The organism is Nocardioides pakistanensis, assembly GCF_054781215.1.
In genome coordinates, this window is the sequence record NZ_BAAGUV010000066.1 from 19,268 (window position 1) to 35,000 (window position 15,733).

Below are 15,733 nucleotides of genomic sequence, written 5' to 3' on the forward strand. Positions count from 1 at the left end.
CACGTCATGACTAGATTTCGGTCCGTCCGCTCTTCGCCCGGACGCACCCTGACACCTGACCGATGAGGACTGACACCGTGGCCCTTCCGCCACTCACCCCCGAGCAGCGCCAGGCTGCGCTGGAGAAGGCCGCGGCGTCGCGCCGCGAGCGCGCCGAGGTGAAGAACCGTCTCAAGCACTCCGGGGCCTCGATCGCGGAGGTCCTCGAAGAAGGCCAGCAGAACGAGGTCATCGCCAAGATGAAGGTGGTCGACCTCCTCCAGTCGATGCCGGGGCTGGGCAAGGTCCGCGCCCGCCAGGTGATGGAGCGTCTCAACATCTCCGAGAGCCGCCGCGTCCGCGGGCTCGGCGCGAACCAGATCGCCGCCCTCGAGCGCGAGTTCGGCTCCAAGTGAGCCGGTTGACCGTCCTGGCGGGCCCTACCGCGGTCGGCAAGGGCACCGTCGCCGCCGAGATCCGCAAGCACCATCCCGAGATCTGGATCTCGGTGTCGGTGACCACCCGCAAGCCGCGGCCCGGCGAGGTGCACGGCCGGCACTACTGGTTCGTCTCCGAGGAGGAGTTCGACGAGCTGGTCGCCGGCGACCAGCTCCTGGAGTGGGCGGTGGTGCACCGGGGTGCCCGTTACGGCACGCCGCGCAAACCGGTCGAGGACGCGATCGCCGAGGGGCGTCCGGCGCTGCTCGAGATCGACCTCAACGGCGCGCGTCAGGTCCGCCGCACCATGCCCGACGCGTTGTTCGTCTTCCTCGCGCCGCCCTCGTGGGAGGAGCTGGTCCGCAGGCTGGTCGGACGCGGCACCGAGACCCCCGAGGAGCGCGAGCGCCGGCTCGAGACCGCCCGGGAGGAGCTCGCCGCCGAGGCGGAGTTCGACGTGACGATCGTCAACACCGAAGTTCACGCCGCCAGCGAAGAGTTGGTAGCCTTGATCAAGAACGTGCCTTCACGTTCCTGACTCCGACCCCAAGACTCTGTGAGGCCTACAAGCGTGTCTGGCTCCCTGCCCGTTGCCGAGGGCATCACCCACCCGTCCATCGACGAGCTCCTGACGAAGACCGACTCGAAGTACAAGCTGGTCCTCTACAGCGCCAAGCGCGCCCGTCAGATCAACGCCTACTACTCGCAGCTCGGCGAGGGCCTTCTGGAGTACGTCGGTCCGCTCGTCGACACCCACGTGCAGGAGAAGCCGCTGTCGATCGCCCTCCGGGAGATCAACGAGGACCTCCTCACCTGTGAGGACATCGACCCCAACGCCGAGACGCCTGAGCCCACCGAGGCCTGAGCATGAGCTCGGCCGGGTCACCGGTTGACGGCGATCGCCGCCCTCACGTCGTTCTCGGCGTGAGTGGCGGCATCGCTGCGTACAAGGCCTGTGAGCTGCTGCGCCGGTTCACCGAGTCCGGGCACGACGTGACCGTCGTACCCACCGCCGCCGCACTGGAGTTCGTCGGGGCACCGACCTGGGCTGCGCTGTCGGGCAGGCCGGTGGCCACCGACGTGTGGACCGGCGTGCACGAGGTCCCGCACGTGCGGATCGGGCAGAGCGCGGACCTGGTCGTGGTGGCACCCGCCACCGCCGACCTCGTCGCCAAGGCCGCGCACGGGCTGGCCGACGACCTGCTCACCAACACGCTGCTCACCGCACGGTGCCCGGTGGTGCTCGCGCCGGCGATGCACACCGAGATGTGGGAGCACCCGGCCACCCAGGCCAACGTCGCCACCCTGCGCGAGCGTGGTGTGCTCGTGATCGAGCCGGCCGAGGGCCGGCTGACCGGCGCCGACACCGGCAAGGGCCGGCTGCCGGAGCCGGGGGAGATCTTCGAGGTCTGCACCGGGGTGCTGGCTCGTGGCGACGCCCACCGCTTCGCAGACCTCGCCGGCCGGCACGTGGTGGTCTCCGCCGGCGGCACCCGGGAGTACCTCGACCCGGTGCGATTCCTCGGCAACCGGTCCTCAGGGCTGCAGGGCTACGCCCTGGCGCGCGCCGCGGTCGCCCGCGGTGCCGAGGTCACCCTGGTGGCCGCCAACGTCACGCTGCCCGACCCGGCGGGAGCGAAGATCGTCCGGGTCGAGACCACCGCCGAGCTGCGGGACGCCGTGGTCGCTGTCGCCGTCAACGCGGACGCGGTCGTGATGGCGGCCGCGCCGGCGGACTTCCGGCCCAGCAGGTTCGCCGAGACCAAGATCAAGAAGTCCGACGACGGGTCCGCACCGGTCATCGAGCTCGACCAGACCCCCGACATCCTCGCCGAGCTCTCCCGCAACCGGCCCGCCCCGGGCGCCGTGGTGGTCGGGTTCGCCGCGGAGACCGGCGACGAGTCGGGGTCGGTCCTCGAGCACGCGCGCGCCAAGCTCGCCCGGAAGGGCTGCGACCTGCTCGTCGTCAACGACGTCAGCGGTGGCAAGGTGTTCGGGTCCACCGACAACGAGGCCGTGGTGCTGAGCACCGACGGCGAGCCCGTTCCGGTGCCGCGAGGGTCGAAGACCGCGCTCGCGCACGTCATCTGGGACCAGGTGCTGTCGCGGTTCGAGACCGTCTGAGGCCGGTCACCGACACCGGTTATCGTTCATGGAACGCACACAAGACCCGCAGCCCGAGCCGAAGGACGCGTCGCCGCGCGACGCCGAGACAGGGGAAACACCAGTGGCAGGACGCCTTTTCACCTCCGAGTCGGTGACCGAGGGGCACCCGGACAAGATCGCCGACCAGATCAGCGACACCATCCTGGACGCCCTGCTCGCCGACGACCCGCGCAGCCGGGTCGCCGTCGAGACGCTCGTGACCACCGGCCTGGTGATCGTCGCCGGCGAGGTGACCACGACGACGTACGCACCGATCGCCGAGCTGGTCCGCCGGAAGGTGCTCGACATCGGCTACGACTCCTCGCTCAAGGGCTTCGACGGCTGGTCGTGCGGTGTGCAGGTGGCGATCGGCGCGCAGTCGGTCGACATCGCCCAGGGCGTCGACGACGCCTACGAGGAGCGGCACGACCACTCGATGGACCCGCTGGACCGCCAGGGCGCCGGTGACCAGGGCCTGATGTTCGGCTACGCCTGCGACGACACCCCCGAGCTGATGCCGCTGCCGATCATGATCGCCCACCGGCTCTCGCAGCGCCTGGCCCAGGTCCGCAAGGACGGGACGATGCCGTACCTCCGTCCCGACGGGAAGACCCAGGTCACCATCGAGTACGACGACGAGGACCGTCCCGTGCGCGTGGACACCGTCGTGGTCTCGACCCAGCACGCCGCCGACATCCACCTCGACGAGATGCTCACCCCCGACATCCGCCGGCACGTGGTCGACCCGATCCTCGCCCAGTTCGACATCCCGTCGGACGGCTACAAGCTGCTGGTGAACCCCACCGGCCGGTTCGAGATCGGCGGCCCGATGGGCGACGCAGGCCTCACCGGGCGCAAGATCATCATCGACACCTACGGCGGCATGGCCCGCCACGGCGGCGGTGCCTTCTCCGGCAAGGACCCGTCGAAGGTCGACCGCTCGGCGGCGTACGCCATGCGCTGGGTGGCCAAGAACGTCGTCGCCGCCGGCCTGGCCCGGCGCTGCGAGGTGCAGGTCGCCTACGCGATCGGCAAGGCGCACCCGGTCGGCTTCTACGTCGACTGCTTCGGCACCGAGACGGTCCCGGTCGCCACGATCCAGAAGGCCGTGCTCGAGGTGTTCGACCTGCGGCCGGCGGCGATCATCCGCGACCTCGACCTGCTCCGGCCGATCTACGCCAAGACCGCCGCCTACGGCCACTTCGGCCGTGAGCTGCCGGAGTTCACCTGGGAGCGGACCGACCGGGTCGAGGCGCTCCGCAAGGCCGCCGGCATCTGACCGCCTCCGCCGGCCCGGCCGCCGCGCGAGCCGGCGCGAGCAAGGTACGTCGACCAGCCCGGCGTCCCGGCCGGCGCCGTGGATGAACCGACCGTCCACAGCCGCCGGGCAGGGCAGGCTCGAGCGTCGGTGCCGGCTGCGAGGATGAGTTCCATGAGCGAGCAGGCCGCCACCCCGGCAGGGGCAGCAGAGGAGGGTCAGCCTGCGCTCATGCCCGAGCTCGCCCGGGCCCGGGAGGTCGCCCGCGCCGCGAAGCAGCGCAGCGAGACCACCCGCAAGAAGGCCGCCGCGAAGCCCCCCGTCGAGCCGGCCGCTGTCGACCCGGTCGCGCAGGTGCTCGTCGACGTGCCGCTGGCGCACCTCGACCGGCCCTTCGACTACCTCGTGCCGGAGAAGATGTCAGCGACCGCGGTGCCTGGGGCGCGGGTGAAGGTCCGGTTCGCCGGTCAGGACGTGGACGGGTTCGTGCTGGCGCGTGTCGCCGAGAGCAGCCACGCCGGGCGGCTGGCCCCGTTGCGCCGCGCGGTGAGTGCCGAGCCGGTGCTCTCGCCGGCGGTCGCACGACTGTCGGCCTCGGTCGCGGCGAGGTACGCCGGCACCCGCTCGGATGTCCTCCGGCTGGCGGTGCCACCGCGGCACGCCACCGTGGAGAAGCAGCCCTCCGCTCCGGCGCCGCCCGCATCCGTGGACGTCACGGCCGCCGAGAAGGCCTGGTCGGCCTACGACGGGGGCGCGGCCTTCACCCGCCACCTCGCCGAGGGCGGCCACCCACGCGCGGTGTGGTCGGCGACCCCGGCCGAGGACTGGCCGCGCCTGCTCGCCCACGCCGCCGCAGCCACCTACGCCTCCGGACGCGGCGCGCTGCTGTGCCTGCCGGACCGCCGCGACGTCGAGCGGGTCGACGCGGCGCTGCGCGACGTGCTCGGTGACGGTCACCATGTCGTGCTCACCGCCGACCTGGGGCCGGCCGAGCGCTACCGCTCGTTCCTGGCGGTCGCCCGCGGCGCCGTCCGGGTCGTGGTCGGCACTCGGGCCGCCGCGTTCGCCCCCGTGCAGCAGCTCGGGCTGGTGGCGATCTGGGACGACGGCGACGACCTGTACGCCGACCCGCACGCGCCGTACCCCCACACCCGCGAGGTGCTGCTGCTCCGCGCCCACGAGGAGTCCGCCGGAGCCCTCGTCGGTGGGCACGCCCGCACCGTCGAGGCCGAGTTCCTGCTCCGCACCGGCTGGGCCGGACAGATCAGCGCCTCACGCGACGTGGTGCGCGAGCGAGGCGCCCAGGTGAGCATCGCCGGCGCCACCGACCGCGAGCTCGATCGGGACCCGTTCGCCCGGTCCGCGCGGATGCCGAAGGCAGCCTTCGACGCGATCCGCTCGGCCCTGGAGCACGGGCCGGTGCTGCTGCAGACCCCGCGACACGGATATGCCACCAGCCTTGCCTGTGACCGGTGCCGGACACCGGCTCGCTGCCGGACGTGCTCGGGCCCGCTGCGGGTGACTGCTGCCCACCGGCCGCCGAGCTGCGCCTGGTGCGGTGAGGAGGAGCGGGCCTGGGCCTGCCCCGAGTGCGGCGGCCGGGGGCTGCGCGCCCCTGTGCGCGGCGACCGTCGCACCGCCGAGGAGCTCGGCCGGGCGTTCCCCGCCGTGACCGTCCGGACCTCCTCCGGCGACCGGGTGCTCGACCGGGTGCCCGCGAAGCCTGCGCTGGTGGTCGCGACCCCGGGCGCCGAGCCGGTTGCCGACGGTGGCTACGCCTGCGTCGTTCTCCTCGACACCTGGCTGATGCTGGCGCGCACCGACCTGCGGACCACCGAGGAGTCGCTGCGCCGGTGGATGAACGCCGCCGCCCTGGCCCGTCCCGCGAGCGCCGGCGGGCGCGTGCTCGTCGTCGGGGAGAGCACCGAGCCGGTGCTGCAGGCGCTGCTGCGCTGGGACCCGGCGGGCTTCGCCGAGCGTGAGCTCGCCGAGCGGCAGTCCGCCCACCTGCCGCCGGCCTCCCGGCTGGTCACCCTCACCGGCGGCGAGGAGGCGGTGCTGTCCGCGCTCACCGGCCTGCAGCTGCCGGCCGGGGCGGAGGTGCTCGGCCCGGTGCCGGTCGAGGAGCGTCCCGGCCCCCGGGCCGCCGACGGTCCGCCCCAGACCAGGGTGGTCATCCGCGTTCCCCGGGCCCACGGAGCCGCCCTGTCCCGGGCACTGGTGGAGATGCAGGGGGTGCGCGACGCGAAGAAGCTCGAGCCGGTGCGGGTGCAGATCGACCCGGTAGCCCTGGGGTGACCGCGGACGAGCGAGCAGGTCCGTAGACTGGGCAGCCGCCCGGACGCACGACCGCCCGGGTCGCCGTCCCCCGACCCACGCCAAGGAGACCACGTGGCCGTCCAGCCCATCCGCCTCTTCGGAGACCCGGTGCTGACCACACCCGCGGTCGAGGTCGTCGACTTCGACAAGGAGCTGCGCCGCCTCGTCGAGGACCTCACCGAGACCATGCAGGACGCGCCGGGCGCCGGGCTCGCGGCCCCGCAGATCGGGGTCGGCCTGCGGGTGTTCACCTGGTACGTCGACGGCGAGCTCGGCCACCTGGTCAACCCGGACCTCTCCCTGTCCGAGGAGGAGCAGGACGGCCCCGAGGGCTGCCTCTCCATCCCGGACCTCACCTTCGACTGCAAGCGGGCGATGTCGGTGGTCGCTCGCGGCTGGAACATGTACGGCGACCCGGTCACCGTCGAGGGCTCGCAGATGCTGGCCCGGGCGATCCAGCACGAGACCGACCACCTCGACGGGATCTTGTTCATCGACCGGCTGGACCGGGAGACCCGCAAGGCCGCGATGAGGGCGATCCGCGAGGCGGAGTGGTTCGGGCAGACGCCGCCGACCGTGAAGGTCTCGCCGCACGCGATGAAGGGGTTCGGTCTCTGATGCGCGTCGTCTTCGCCGGCACCCCCGAGGTCGCCGTGCCCGCGCTGGAGGCGATCGCCGCCAGCTCCCACGAGCTCGTCGGCGTGGTCACCCGGCCGGACGCGCCTGCCGGGCGTGGCCGCAAGCTGGTGGCGTCGCCGGTCGCCCAGCGCGCCGAGGAGCTCGGCGTACCCGTCCTCAAGCCGCAGCATCCCAAGGACCCGGACTTCCAGGCCCAGCTCACCGAGCTCGCACCGGACTGCTGCCCGGTGGTCGCCTACGGCGCACTGCTGCCGCAGAGCGCGCTCGACATCCCCACCCACGGCTGGGTCAACCTGCACTTCTCCCTGCTGCCGGCGTGGCGGGGCGCGGCGCCGGTGCAGCACGCGATCTGGGCCGGTGACGAGATCACCGGTGCCACCACGTTCCGGATCGTCCGAGAGATGGACGCAGGGCCGACCTTCGGCGTGGTAACCGAGACGATCCGGCCCACCGACACCGCCGGGGACCTGCTCACCCGGCTCGCCCACAGCGGCGCAGGGCTGCTCGTGGCCACCCTCGACGGGATCGAGGACGGGTCGCTCGAGGCCCGGGAGCAGCCGACCGACGGGATCAGCATGGCCCCCAAGATCCTGGTCGAAGACGCCGAGATCGACTGGTCGGAGCCGGCGATGGCCGTCGACCGGCGGGTCCGCGCCTGCACGCCGGGGCCGGGGGCCTGGTCGACGTACGCCGGGGAGCGGGTCAAGATCGGCCCGGTCTCCGCGACGCAGGGCCGTGAGCCGCTGGCACCGGGCGTGCTGGAGGTGACCAAGAACGCCGTGTTCGTCGGCACCGCCTCCGATCCTGTGCAGCTCGGCGAGGTCAAGCCGTTCGGCAAGAAACAGATGCCCGCGGCCGACTGGGCCCGCGGTGCCCGGCTCGCCTCGGGCGAGAAGCTCGGTGGCTGACCCGAGGCGACGTCCACGCGCCGGACGCCCCCGTCCCGGCAAAGCCGCTCGCGGCTCCAAGGTCGACGCCTCGCGGCTGGTCGCCTACGACGTGCTGGTGGCGGTGCGCGAGCAGGACGCCTACACCAACCTGCTGCTCGCCGCGATGCTGCGCGAGCGGGGGCTCTCCGGGCGGGACGCGGCGTTCGCGACCGAGCTGGTGTCGGGGACGATCCGCCGGCAGGGCACCTACGACGCGGTGATCGCTGCCTGTGTGGACCGGCCGCTCGCCAAGGTCGATCTCGCCGTGCTGGATGCACTCCGGCTCGGGGCGCACCAGCTGCTCGGGATGCGAGTGCCGACGCATGCCGCCGTCTCGACCACCGTCGAGCTGGTCCGGCAGCGGGTCGGCCACGGTCCCGCCGGGTTCGTCAACGCCGTGCTCCGCAAGGTCGCCGGGCAGGACCTCGCCGGCTGGGTGCGCAGGGTCGCGCCCGACCCGGTGACCGACCCGGTCGGGTTCGCCTCGGTCGCCCACTCCCACCCGCGCTGGGTGGTGGAGGCACTGCGCGAGGCGCTGGGCCACGCAGCCGGTGGTGTGCCCGGCCTGGCGAGCGACGAGCGCGAGCTCGACGAGCTGCTCGCCGCCGACAACGCCCCACCGAAGGTGACCCTGGTGGCCCGTCCCGGACTTGCCACCGTCGAGGAGCTCGTCGCCGCCGGCGGCACTGCGTCGACCCGGTCGCCGTACGCCGTCGAGCTCGCCGCGGGTGACCCCGCATCGGTCCCGGCCGTCGCCGAGGGCCGGGCCGGTGTCCAGGACGAGGGGTCCCAGCTCGTGGCGCTGGCGCTGGCCCGGGCCGGCGTGGCGGGCCGCGACGCACAGTGGCTGGACATGTGCGCCGGGCCTGGCGGCAAGTCGGCCCTGCTGGCCGCGCTGGCAGCCGAGCGCGGCGCGCACGTCCTCGCCTCCGAGCGGCAGGTGCACCGCGCGGGGCTGGTGCGTCGCGCAACGGCCGCCGCGTCCGAGGGGCTGACCGGAGTGATCACCGCCGACGGCACGCGTCCGGCCTGGGCGCCGGGGACCTTCGACCGGGTCCTCGTCGACGCGCCGTGCTCGGGGCTCGGGGCTCTCCGCCGGCGCCCCGAGTCACGCTGGCGGCGCACCCCGGCCGACCTGGACACCCTCGTGCCTCTGCAGGAGGAGCTGCTCCGGTCGGCGCTCGACGCGGTCCGGCCGGGGGGAGTGGTGGCCTACGTGACCTGCTCGCCGGTCGTGGCCGAGACCTCCGCGGTGGTCTCCCGGGTGCTCGCCGACCGCCCCGACATCGTGCTCGAGGATGCCGTCCCGCTCTTCGCCGGCGTCCCCGAGCTGCACGCGGAGCAGGCCCGGTTGCCGGGGACGGTCCAGCTGTGGCCGCACCGGCAGGGCACCGACGCGATGTTCTTCGCACTGCTCCGCCGGCACGAGCAGCGGTAACGTCGGCGGCATGGCCGCCAAGTCACCGAAGTCGCCGCCCGTCGAGATCGAGGTCGACGACAAGGTCGTGCGGGTCACGAACCCCGACCGGGTCTACTTCCCGGCGCGCGGTGAGACCAAGCTCGACCTGGTCGAGTACTACCTCTCCGTCGGCGACGGCATCGTCAACGCGCTGCGTGAGCGGCCGTGCATGCTGCACCGGTTCCCCGAGGGGGTGTCGGGGGAGAAGGTGCACCAGAAGCGGGTGCCGCACGGCGCGCCGCCCTGGCTGGAGACGGTGCGGGTGAAGTTCCCCCGCTACAACCGGCACGCCGACGAGCTGTGCGTCACCGAGCTGGCGCACGTGATCTGGGCGGTGCAGATGTCCACCGTCGAGTTCCACCCCTGGAACTCCCGGCGCGCCGACACCGAGAAGCCCGACGAGTGGCGCATCGACCTGGACCCGATGCCGGACTGCCCCTTCGGCACGGTCCGCCAGGTGGCGCAGGTCGCGCACGAGGTGCTCGACGAGCTGGGTGCCACCGGCTGGCCGAAGACCTCCGGCGGCAACGGCATGCACGTCTACGTCCGGATCGAGCCGCGGTGGGGCTTCGCCGACGTACGACGGGCGGCGCTGGCGTTCGCCCGGGAGGTGGAACGGCGCGCACCCGACCTGGTCACCACCACCTGGTGGCGCAAGGACCGGGACCCGTCGAAGCTGTTCGTCGACTACAACCAGAACACCCGCGACCACACGATCGCGAGCGCCTACTCCGTGCGTGGCAACCCGGAGGCGACGGTGTCCACCCCGATCCGGTGGGCCGAGGTGGACGACGTCGAGCCCCGGGAGCTCACGATCGCCACCGTCCCCAAGCGCTACGCCGACCTCGGGGACCTGCACGCCGGCATCGACGACGCGGTGTTCGACCTGACCCCGCTGCTGGAGTGGGCCGACCGTGACGAGCGCGAGGGAGCCGAGCCACCGGCCGACCCGGACGAGGCGCAGTGACCCCGGTCTTCGAGGAGTGCCCGTGCGGCAGCGGGGCGCCGTACGCCGCCTGCTGCGGACCGATTCACGACGGGCGGCCTGCAGCGACCGCGGAGGAGCTGCTGCGCTCGCGCTACGCCGGCTACGCCCGAGGGCACCTGGACCACGTGTTCCGCACCTGGCACCCGCGGACCCGACCCGACGACCTGACCCCGACCCCGGGCCTGACCTGGACCGGGCTGGAGGTGCTGCGCACGGTCGCGGGCGGCGTTGGCGACGACACCGGGACCGTGGAGTTCCGGGCGCGGTTCCGCGACGCCACCGGTGAGCACGTGCTGCACGAGACCAGCCGGTTCGAGCGGCGAGGGGACGCTGGGTCTACGTCGACGGGGACCAGCACTAGGATCGAGCCCGACATGGGTATCCAGATCTCGCCGAGCCTGCTCGCCTCCGACTTCGCCAACCTCGCCGCCGAGGCCCGTCGCATCGCCAACGCCGACTGGCTGCACGTGGACGTGATGGACAACCACTTCGTGCCGAACCTGACCCTCGGCATGCCGGTGGTGGAGGCGCTCGCGAAGTCCGCCGACACCCCGCTCGACTGTCACCTGATGATCGAGGACCCCGACCGCTGGGCGCCGGGCTACGTCGAGGCGGGCGCCTCGTCGGTGACCTTCCACGTGGAGGCGGCCGCGGCTCCGGTGCGGCTGGCCCGCGAGCTGCGTGCGAAGGGCGCTCGCGCCGGGATGGGCCTGAAGCCGGCCACGCCGATCGAGCCCTACGAGGACCTGCTGCCCGAGCTCGACATGCTGCTGGTGATGACCGTGGAGCCGGGCTTCGGCGGCCAGGCGTTCCTCGACATGTGCCTGCCGAAGATCCGCCGCACCCGGCAGCTGATCGCCAAGCACGGCCTGGAGATGTGGCTGCAGGTCGACGGCGGGATCTCGCCGGAGACCGTCGAGCGCTGCGCCGAGGCAGGAGCGGACGTGTTCGTCGCCGGCTCGGCGGTGTTCCGCGCCGACGACCCTGCCGAGATGGTGGAGAAGCTGCGCTCGTCGGCGCAGGCGGCGTACCGGTCGGCCTGACCGGCGGGACTTGGCACGGCAAACCGGCACTTGGCACGGCCCGTGTGCCATGCCAAGTGGCAGTTTCCCAAGTTGACATGGGAATCCGCCCGGGGTGGGGGAGGTCACATGTGCGGGCGACGGGGTGGTGTGGCACCCTTGGCTCTGACGAGTGAAGAGCTCGCGTGCTCTGGGGTCGGTGTAATTCCGAACCGGCGGTGACAGTCCGCGACCCGTCCGCATCCAGCGGCCGGTTGACCAGGTGGAACTCCTGGACCGACGGTGAAAGTCCGGATGGGAAGCGCACGCAGGTCTCCGCCGTACGCCGCGACGCCAGCCACCGTGCCACGTCGGGACGTCGGCGACGGCCACGTCCACGCCCCGGGGTCCGCGACCGGACGAGAGGGGCACCGGTGGCCACCACCGCAGCCGAGCGCAGCGCGATGACGCGCGCCCTCGAGCTGGCGCAGACCCCGGGCGTCCCGAGCGGCCCCAACCCCCGCGTCGGCTGTGTCCTGCTCGCTGCCGACGGTTCGGTCGTCGCCGAGGGCTACCACCGCGGGGCGGGCACGCCGCACGCCGAGGTCGACGCGCTGCGGCGGGCTGGCGCGCGGGCGAGGGGTACGACGGCCGTGGTGACCCTCGAGCCCTGCAACCACACCGGGCGCACCGGCCCCTGTGCGCAGGCGCTCCTCGAAGCAGGCGTCAGCCGGGTCGTCTACGCCCAGGCCGACCCGAACCCGCTGGCCGCCGGCGGCGCCGAGACCCTTCGTGCCGCCGGGGTCGACGTCGAGCATGGCCTCCTGGCGGCCGAGGCGCTCGCGGTCAACCGGGCCTGGTCCTTCGCGGTGCGGCACGGCCGGCCGTTCGTCACCTGGAAGTTCGCCACGACCCTGGACGGACGCAGCGCGGCCGCCGACGGCACCAGCCGCTGGATCAGCTCGCCCGCCGCACGCCGGGACACCCACCGGCTGCGTGCACTCGCCGACGTGATCCTGGCCGGCACCGGCACCGTCCTCGCCGACGACCCCGAGCTGACCGTCCGCGACGCCGACGGCGCAGCGCTCGCCACCCAGCCGGTCCGCGCGGTGATGGGCCTGCGCGCGGTGCCGCCGACAAGCCGGGTGCACAACGACGCCGCGTCGACGCTGTTCCTGCCCACCCGCGACCCCGCCGAGGCGCTCGCCGAGCTGCACGCCCGCGAGCACCGCCACGTCTTCCTCGAAGGCGGCCCGACGTTGGCGGCCGCGTTCCTCCGCGCCGGCCTCGTCGACGAGGTCGTCGCCTACGTCGCCCCCGCACTGCTGGGCGCGGGCAGCCCGGCCGTCGCCGACCTCGGCATCGGCACGATCGCCGACGCGCTGCGGTTCGAGGTCGTCGACCTCTCCGTCGTCGGCGAGGGCAACGACGCCAACGCCCGGTTCACCCTCACCCCGATCCACCACGAGGAGCGCTGATGTTCACCGGAATCGTCGAGGAGCTCGGCGTCGTCGAAGGGGTCGTCGACCAGGGCGACGCGGTGCGGCTCACCGTCCGCGGCCAGCACGTCACCGTCGACGCCGGTCTCGGCGACTCGATCGCGGTCAACGGCTGCTGCCTGACCGTCGCCGAGCGCGACCAGGAGACGTTCACCGCCGACGTGATGCGCGAGACCCTCGAGAAGACCTCGCTGGGCGACCTCGGCCCCGGTGACCGGGTCAACCTCGAACGCGCGGTGACCCCGCAGACCCGGCTCGGCGGGCACATCGTCCAGGGCCACGTCGACGGCACCGGTGCGATCCTGCGGCGGGAGCCCAGCGAGCACTGGGAGGTCGTCGAGGTCGGCCTGCCCGCGTCGATCGCGCGGTACCTGGTGCCGAAGGGGTCGATCACCGTCGACGGCGTCTCGCTGACCGTGGTCGACGTACGCCCCGACAGCTTCACCATCTCGCTGATCCCGGAGACCCTCGCCCGCACCACGCTCGGCTTCAAGCAGGCCGGGGACCGGGTGAACCTCGAGGTGGACGTGATCGCCAAGTACGTCGAGCGCCTGCTCGACCCGACCCTGCAGAAGGACCGCGCGTGACCCCCCTGGACTGGCTGCTCGAAGGCAGCATCGGCATCGGCTCCTCGGCCATCCTCGTGCGCGAGGTGGTCGGCAACGGCTTCGGCCTGGCCAGCGCGGTCGGCGGCATGCGGCGCCGCGTGTGGGCGTGGCCGGTCGGCATCGCCGGCAACCTGGTGCTGTTCACGGTCTTCGTCGGCGGCATCCTGGACAAGCCGCAGGTGCACGACCTGTGGGGCCAGGCCGGACGTCAGGTCTTCTTCCTCGCGGTGTCGTCCTACGGCTGGTGGCGCTGGCGGCAGAGCCGCAGCCGCGGCGACGGAGACGGTGACGGCGCGATCATCCCGACCTGGGCCGGTCGCCGCGGCTGGGCCCAGCTGCTCGGCGGCGCCGTCGTCGGCACCGCGGTGTTCTACGTCGTGCTCGACCGCCTCGGTTCCTGGGGGCCGTTGCCGGACGCCTGGATCCTGACCGGCTCGATCCTGGCCACCTACGGCATGGCGCGCGGCTGGATCGAGTTCTGGCTGATCTGGATCGCCGTCGACGTGGTCGGCGTCCCCCTGCTGCTGCAGGCCGGCTACTACCCCTCGGCGGTCCTCTACCTGGTCTACGGGGTCTTCTGCGCCTGGGGGTTCTGGACCTGGGTCCGGCTCCGCCGCAGCATCGACGACCGGCCTGTCGACGACCGGGTGGAGGTGGCCGCATGACCACGCAGGCACAGGTCCGGCTCGACACCGTCGAGGAGGCGATCGCCGACATCGCCGCGGGCAAGGCGGTCGTGGTCGTCGACGACGAGGACCGTGAGAACGAGGGCGACCTGGTGTTCGCCGCCAGCAAGTCCACGCCCGAGCTGATGGCGTTCACGATCCGCTACTCCTCCGGAGTGATCTGTGCGCCGCTGACCGCGAGCACCCTGGACCGGCTCGGCATCCCACTGATGACGCCGCACAACCGCGACCGGCACCGCACCGCCTACACCGTCTCGGTCGACGCCCGCGACGGGGTGACCACCGGCATCTCGGCGGCCGACCGGTCCCGGACGGTGCGGGTGCTCACCGACTCGGCCACCGAGCCGTTCGAGGTCACCCAGCCCGGGCACGTCTTCCCGCTGCGCTACCAGGAGGGCGGCGTGCTGGTCCGCCCCGGGCACACCGAGGCGGCCGTCGACCTGGCGCGGCTGGCGGGCCTGCCGCCGGCCGGGGTGATCTCGGAGATCGTCAACGACGACGGGACCATGAAGCGCGGCCAGGAGCTGCGCGACTTCGCCGACGAGCACGGTCTGAAGATGATCTCCATCGACGACCTGATCCACTACCGACGCCGGCACGAGAGCCACGTCGAGCGGGTCGCGGAGACCCGGCTGCCGACCGCGCACGGCGACTTCACCGCCTACGGCTACCGGATCACCATCGACGACTCCGAGCACATCGCCCTGGTGCACGGCGAGATCGGCGACGGCGAGGACGTCCTCACCCGGGTGCACTCCGAGTGCCTGACCGGGGACGTGTTCGGCTCCCGACGCTGCGACTGCGGCCCCCAGCTGGAGGAGGCGCTCGAGCGGGTCGTGGCCGAGGGCAGGGGAGTGGTGGTCTACCTGCGCGGCCACGAGGGCCGCGGCATCGGCCTGGTCGCGAAGCTGCAGGCCTACCAGCTCCAGGACGGCGGCCGCGACACCGTCGACGCCAACCTCGACCTGGGGCTGCCCGCCGACGCGCGACACTACGGCACCGCGACCCAGATCCTGCGCGACCTCGGGGTGCGGTCGGTGCGGCTGCTGACCAACAACCCCGCGAAGACCTCGGGGCTCGAGGAGTACGGCGTCGCGGTCACCGAGCGCGTGCGACTCACCCCGCATCCCAACGACCACAATCTGGCCTACCTGCTCACCAAGCGGGACAGAATGGGCCACGACCTGCCCGACCTGGGCGGGCCGAGCACCGAAGGAGAGCCGGCATGAGCGGTGAAGGTTCGCCCCTGGGCACCGATGCGGGCGCGCCCGTCGACTGCCACGACCTCCGGGTCGCGGTCGTCGCGGCGAGCTGGCACCAGAAGGTGATGGACGGGCTCCTCGACGGCGCTGCTCGCGCGCTGGCCGACCACCAGGTCGAGGCGCCGACGATCGTCCGGGTCCCCGGGTCCTTCGAGCTCCCGGTGATCGCCGGCGCGCTCGCCGAGAAGCACTACGAGGCCGTGGTCGCCCTCGGCGTGGTCATCCGGGGCGGCACCCCACACTTCGAGTACGTCTGCTCCGCGGCCACCGACGGGCTGGCCCGGGTGGCGCTCGACAGCGGGGTGGCGGTCGGTTTCGGCCTGCTCACCTGCGACGACGAGGAGCAGGCGCTCGACCGCGCCGGCCTGCCCGGGTCGAGCGAGGACAAGGGCTACGAGGCAACCGCGGCGGCGCTGCGCACCGCGATGCTGCTGCGGGACGTCCGACGCGGCTACGCCCACTGATTCGCACCCCGCCAGGGAGCAGGGGTGGGCGTGAGCCACGTCTCGCGCGGCAGGAGCCA

The 15,733-nt window shown here is 73.0% G+C and carries 16 protein-coding genes, 1 pseudogene and 1 riboswitch; all 17 genes and pseudogenes read left to right on the forward strand.

Annotation, left to right across the window (positions count from 1 at the left end; genetic code table 11):
• Positions 1–62 precede the first annotated feature (62 nt).
• The gene (mihF, locus tag ACYVIH_RS19500; protein ID WP_460871206.1) at positions 63–395 is read left to right on the forward strand and encodes an integration host factor, actinobacterial type; all 333 of its coding nucleotides are present in this window, start codon (positions 63–65) and stop codon (positions 393–395) included.
• A gap of 5 nt (positions 396–400) precedes the next feature.
• Complete coding sequence (gmk, locus tag ACYVIH_RS19505) at positions 401–955, forward strand: guanylate kinase (protein WP_460871207.1); 555 nt, start codon at positions 401–403, stop codon at positions 953–955.
• A 33-nt stretch (positions 956–988) separates the two neighbouring features.
• On the forward strand, positions 989–1,282 hold the full coding sequence (rpoZ, locus tag ACYVIH_RS19510; RefSeq protein ID WP_460871208.1) for a DNA-directed RNA polymerase subunit omega: 294 nt from the start codon (positions 989–991) through the stop codon (positions 1,280–1,282).
• A gap of 2 nt (positions 1,283–1,284) precedes the next feature.
• A complete protein-coding gene (coaBC, locus tag ACYVIH_RS19515; protein ID WP_460871209.1) occupies positions 1,285–2,541 on the forward strand; it encodes a bifunctional phosphopantothenoylcysteine decarboxylase/phosphopantothenate--cysteine ligase CoaBC in 1,257 nt (418 codons plus the stop codon).
• Positions 2,542–2,644: 103 nt separating this feature from the next.
• The gene (metK, locus tag ACYVIH_RS19520; RefSeq protein ID WP_460871210.1) at positions 2,645–3,841 is read left to right on the forward strand and encodes a methionine adenosyltransferase; all 1,197 of its coding nucleotides are present in this window, start codon (positions 2,645–2,647) and stop codon (positions 3,839–3,841) included.
• Between the two features lie 153 nt (positions 3,842–3,994).
• Positions 3,995–6,118, forward strand: coding sequence for a primosomal protein N' (locus ACYVIH_RS19525; RefSeq protein WP_460871211.1), 2,124 nt, complete (start codon positions 3,995–3,997; stop codon positions 6,116–6,118).
• Positions 6,119–6,211: 93 nt separating this feature from the next.
• Entirely contained in the window at positions 6,212–6,757 is a 546-nt protein-coding gene (gene def, locus ACYVIH_RS19530; RefSeq protein ID WP_460871212.1) for a peptide deformylase, read from the forward strand.
• Positions 6,757–7,686 carry a methionyl-tRNA formyltransferase gene (gene fmt / locus ACYVIH_RS19535; protein WP_460871213.1) on the forward strand — a complete coding sequence of 310 codons (930 nt, stop codon included), beginning with the start codon at positions 6,757–6,759 and terminating at the stop codon, positions 7,684–7,686. Before def ends, fmt begins: the two co-directional genes overlap by 1 nt.
• A complete protein-coding gene (locus tag ACYVIH_RS19540; protein WP_460871214.1) occupies positions 7,679–9,145 on the forward strand; it encodes an RsmB/NOP family class I SAM-dependent RNA methyltransferase in 1,467 nt (488 codons plus the stop codon). Before fmt ends, ACYVIH_RS19540 begins: the two co-directional genes overlap by 8 nt.
• A gap of 10 nt (positions 9,146–9,155) precedes the next feature.
• Positions 9,156–10,133: a non-homologous end-joining DNA ligase gene (ligD, locus tag ACYVIH_RS19545; protein ID WP_460871215.1), complete on the forward strand. Its 978-nt coding sequence runs from the start codon at positions 9,156–9,158 to the stop codon at positions 10,131–10,133.
• Positions 10,130–10,420 (forward strand): annotated as a pseudogene (locus tag ACYVIH_RS19550) (YchJ family protein); the annotation flags it as partial. The gene ligD and the pseudogene ACYVIH_RS19550, both read left to right, overlap by 4 nt.
• A gap of 108 nt (positions 10,421–10,528) precedes the next feature.
• Entirely contained in the window at positions 10,529–11,197 is a 669-nt protein-coding gene (gene rpe / locus ACYVIH_RS19555) for a ribulose-phosphate 3-epimerase (RefSeq protein WP_460871249.1), read from the forward strand.
• 160 nt (positions 11,198–11,357) lie between these two features.
• Positions 11,358–11,487: riboswitch (FMN riboswitch) on the forward strand.
• A 132-nt stretch (positions 11,488–11,619) separates the two neighbouring features.
• Positions 11,620–12,633: a bifunctional diaminohydroxyphosphoribosylaminopyrimidine deaminase/5-amino-6-(5-phosphoribosylamino)uracil reductase RibD gene (gene ribD, locus ACYVIH_RS19560; RefSeq protein WP_460871250.1), complete on the forward strand. Its 1,014-nt coding sequence runs from the start codon at positions 11,620–11,622 to the stop codon at positions 12,631–12,633.
• Entirely contained in the window at positions 12,633–13,241 is a 609-nt protein-coding gene (locus ACYVIH_RS19565) for a riboflavin synthase (RefSeq protein ID WP_460871216.1), read from the forward strand. The genes ribD and ACYVIH_RS19565 overlap by 1 nt, the downstream gene beginning before the upstream one ends.
• Positions 13,238–13,927, forward strand: coding sequence for a nicotinamide riboside transporter PnuC (gene pnuC / locus ACYVIH_RS19570; protein ID WP_460871217.1), 690 nt, complete (start codon positions 13,238–13,240; stop codon positions 13,925–13,927). Before ACYVIH_RS19565 ends, pnuC begins: the two co-directional genes overlap by 4 nt.
• Positions 13,924–15,177, forward strand: coding sequence for a bifunctional 3,4-dihydroxy-2-butanone-4-phosphate synthase/GTP cyclohydrolase II (locus tag ACYVIH_RS19575; RefSeq protein WP_460871218.1), 1,254 nt, complete (start codon positions 13,924–13,926; stop codon positions 15,175–15,177). The genes pnuC and ACYVIH_RS19575 overlap by 4 nt, the downstream gene beginning before the upstream one ends.
• Positions 15,174–15,674: a 6,7-dimethyl-8-ribityllumazine synthase gene (gene ribH, locus ACYVIH_RS19580; protein WP_460871219.1), complete on the forward strand. Its 501-nt coding sequence runs from the start codon at positions 15,174–15,176 to the stop codon at positions 15,672–15,674. Before ACYVIH_RS19575 ends, ribH begins: the two co-directional genes overlap by 4 nt.
• Positions 15,675–15,733 lie beyond the last annotated feature (59 nt).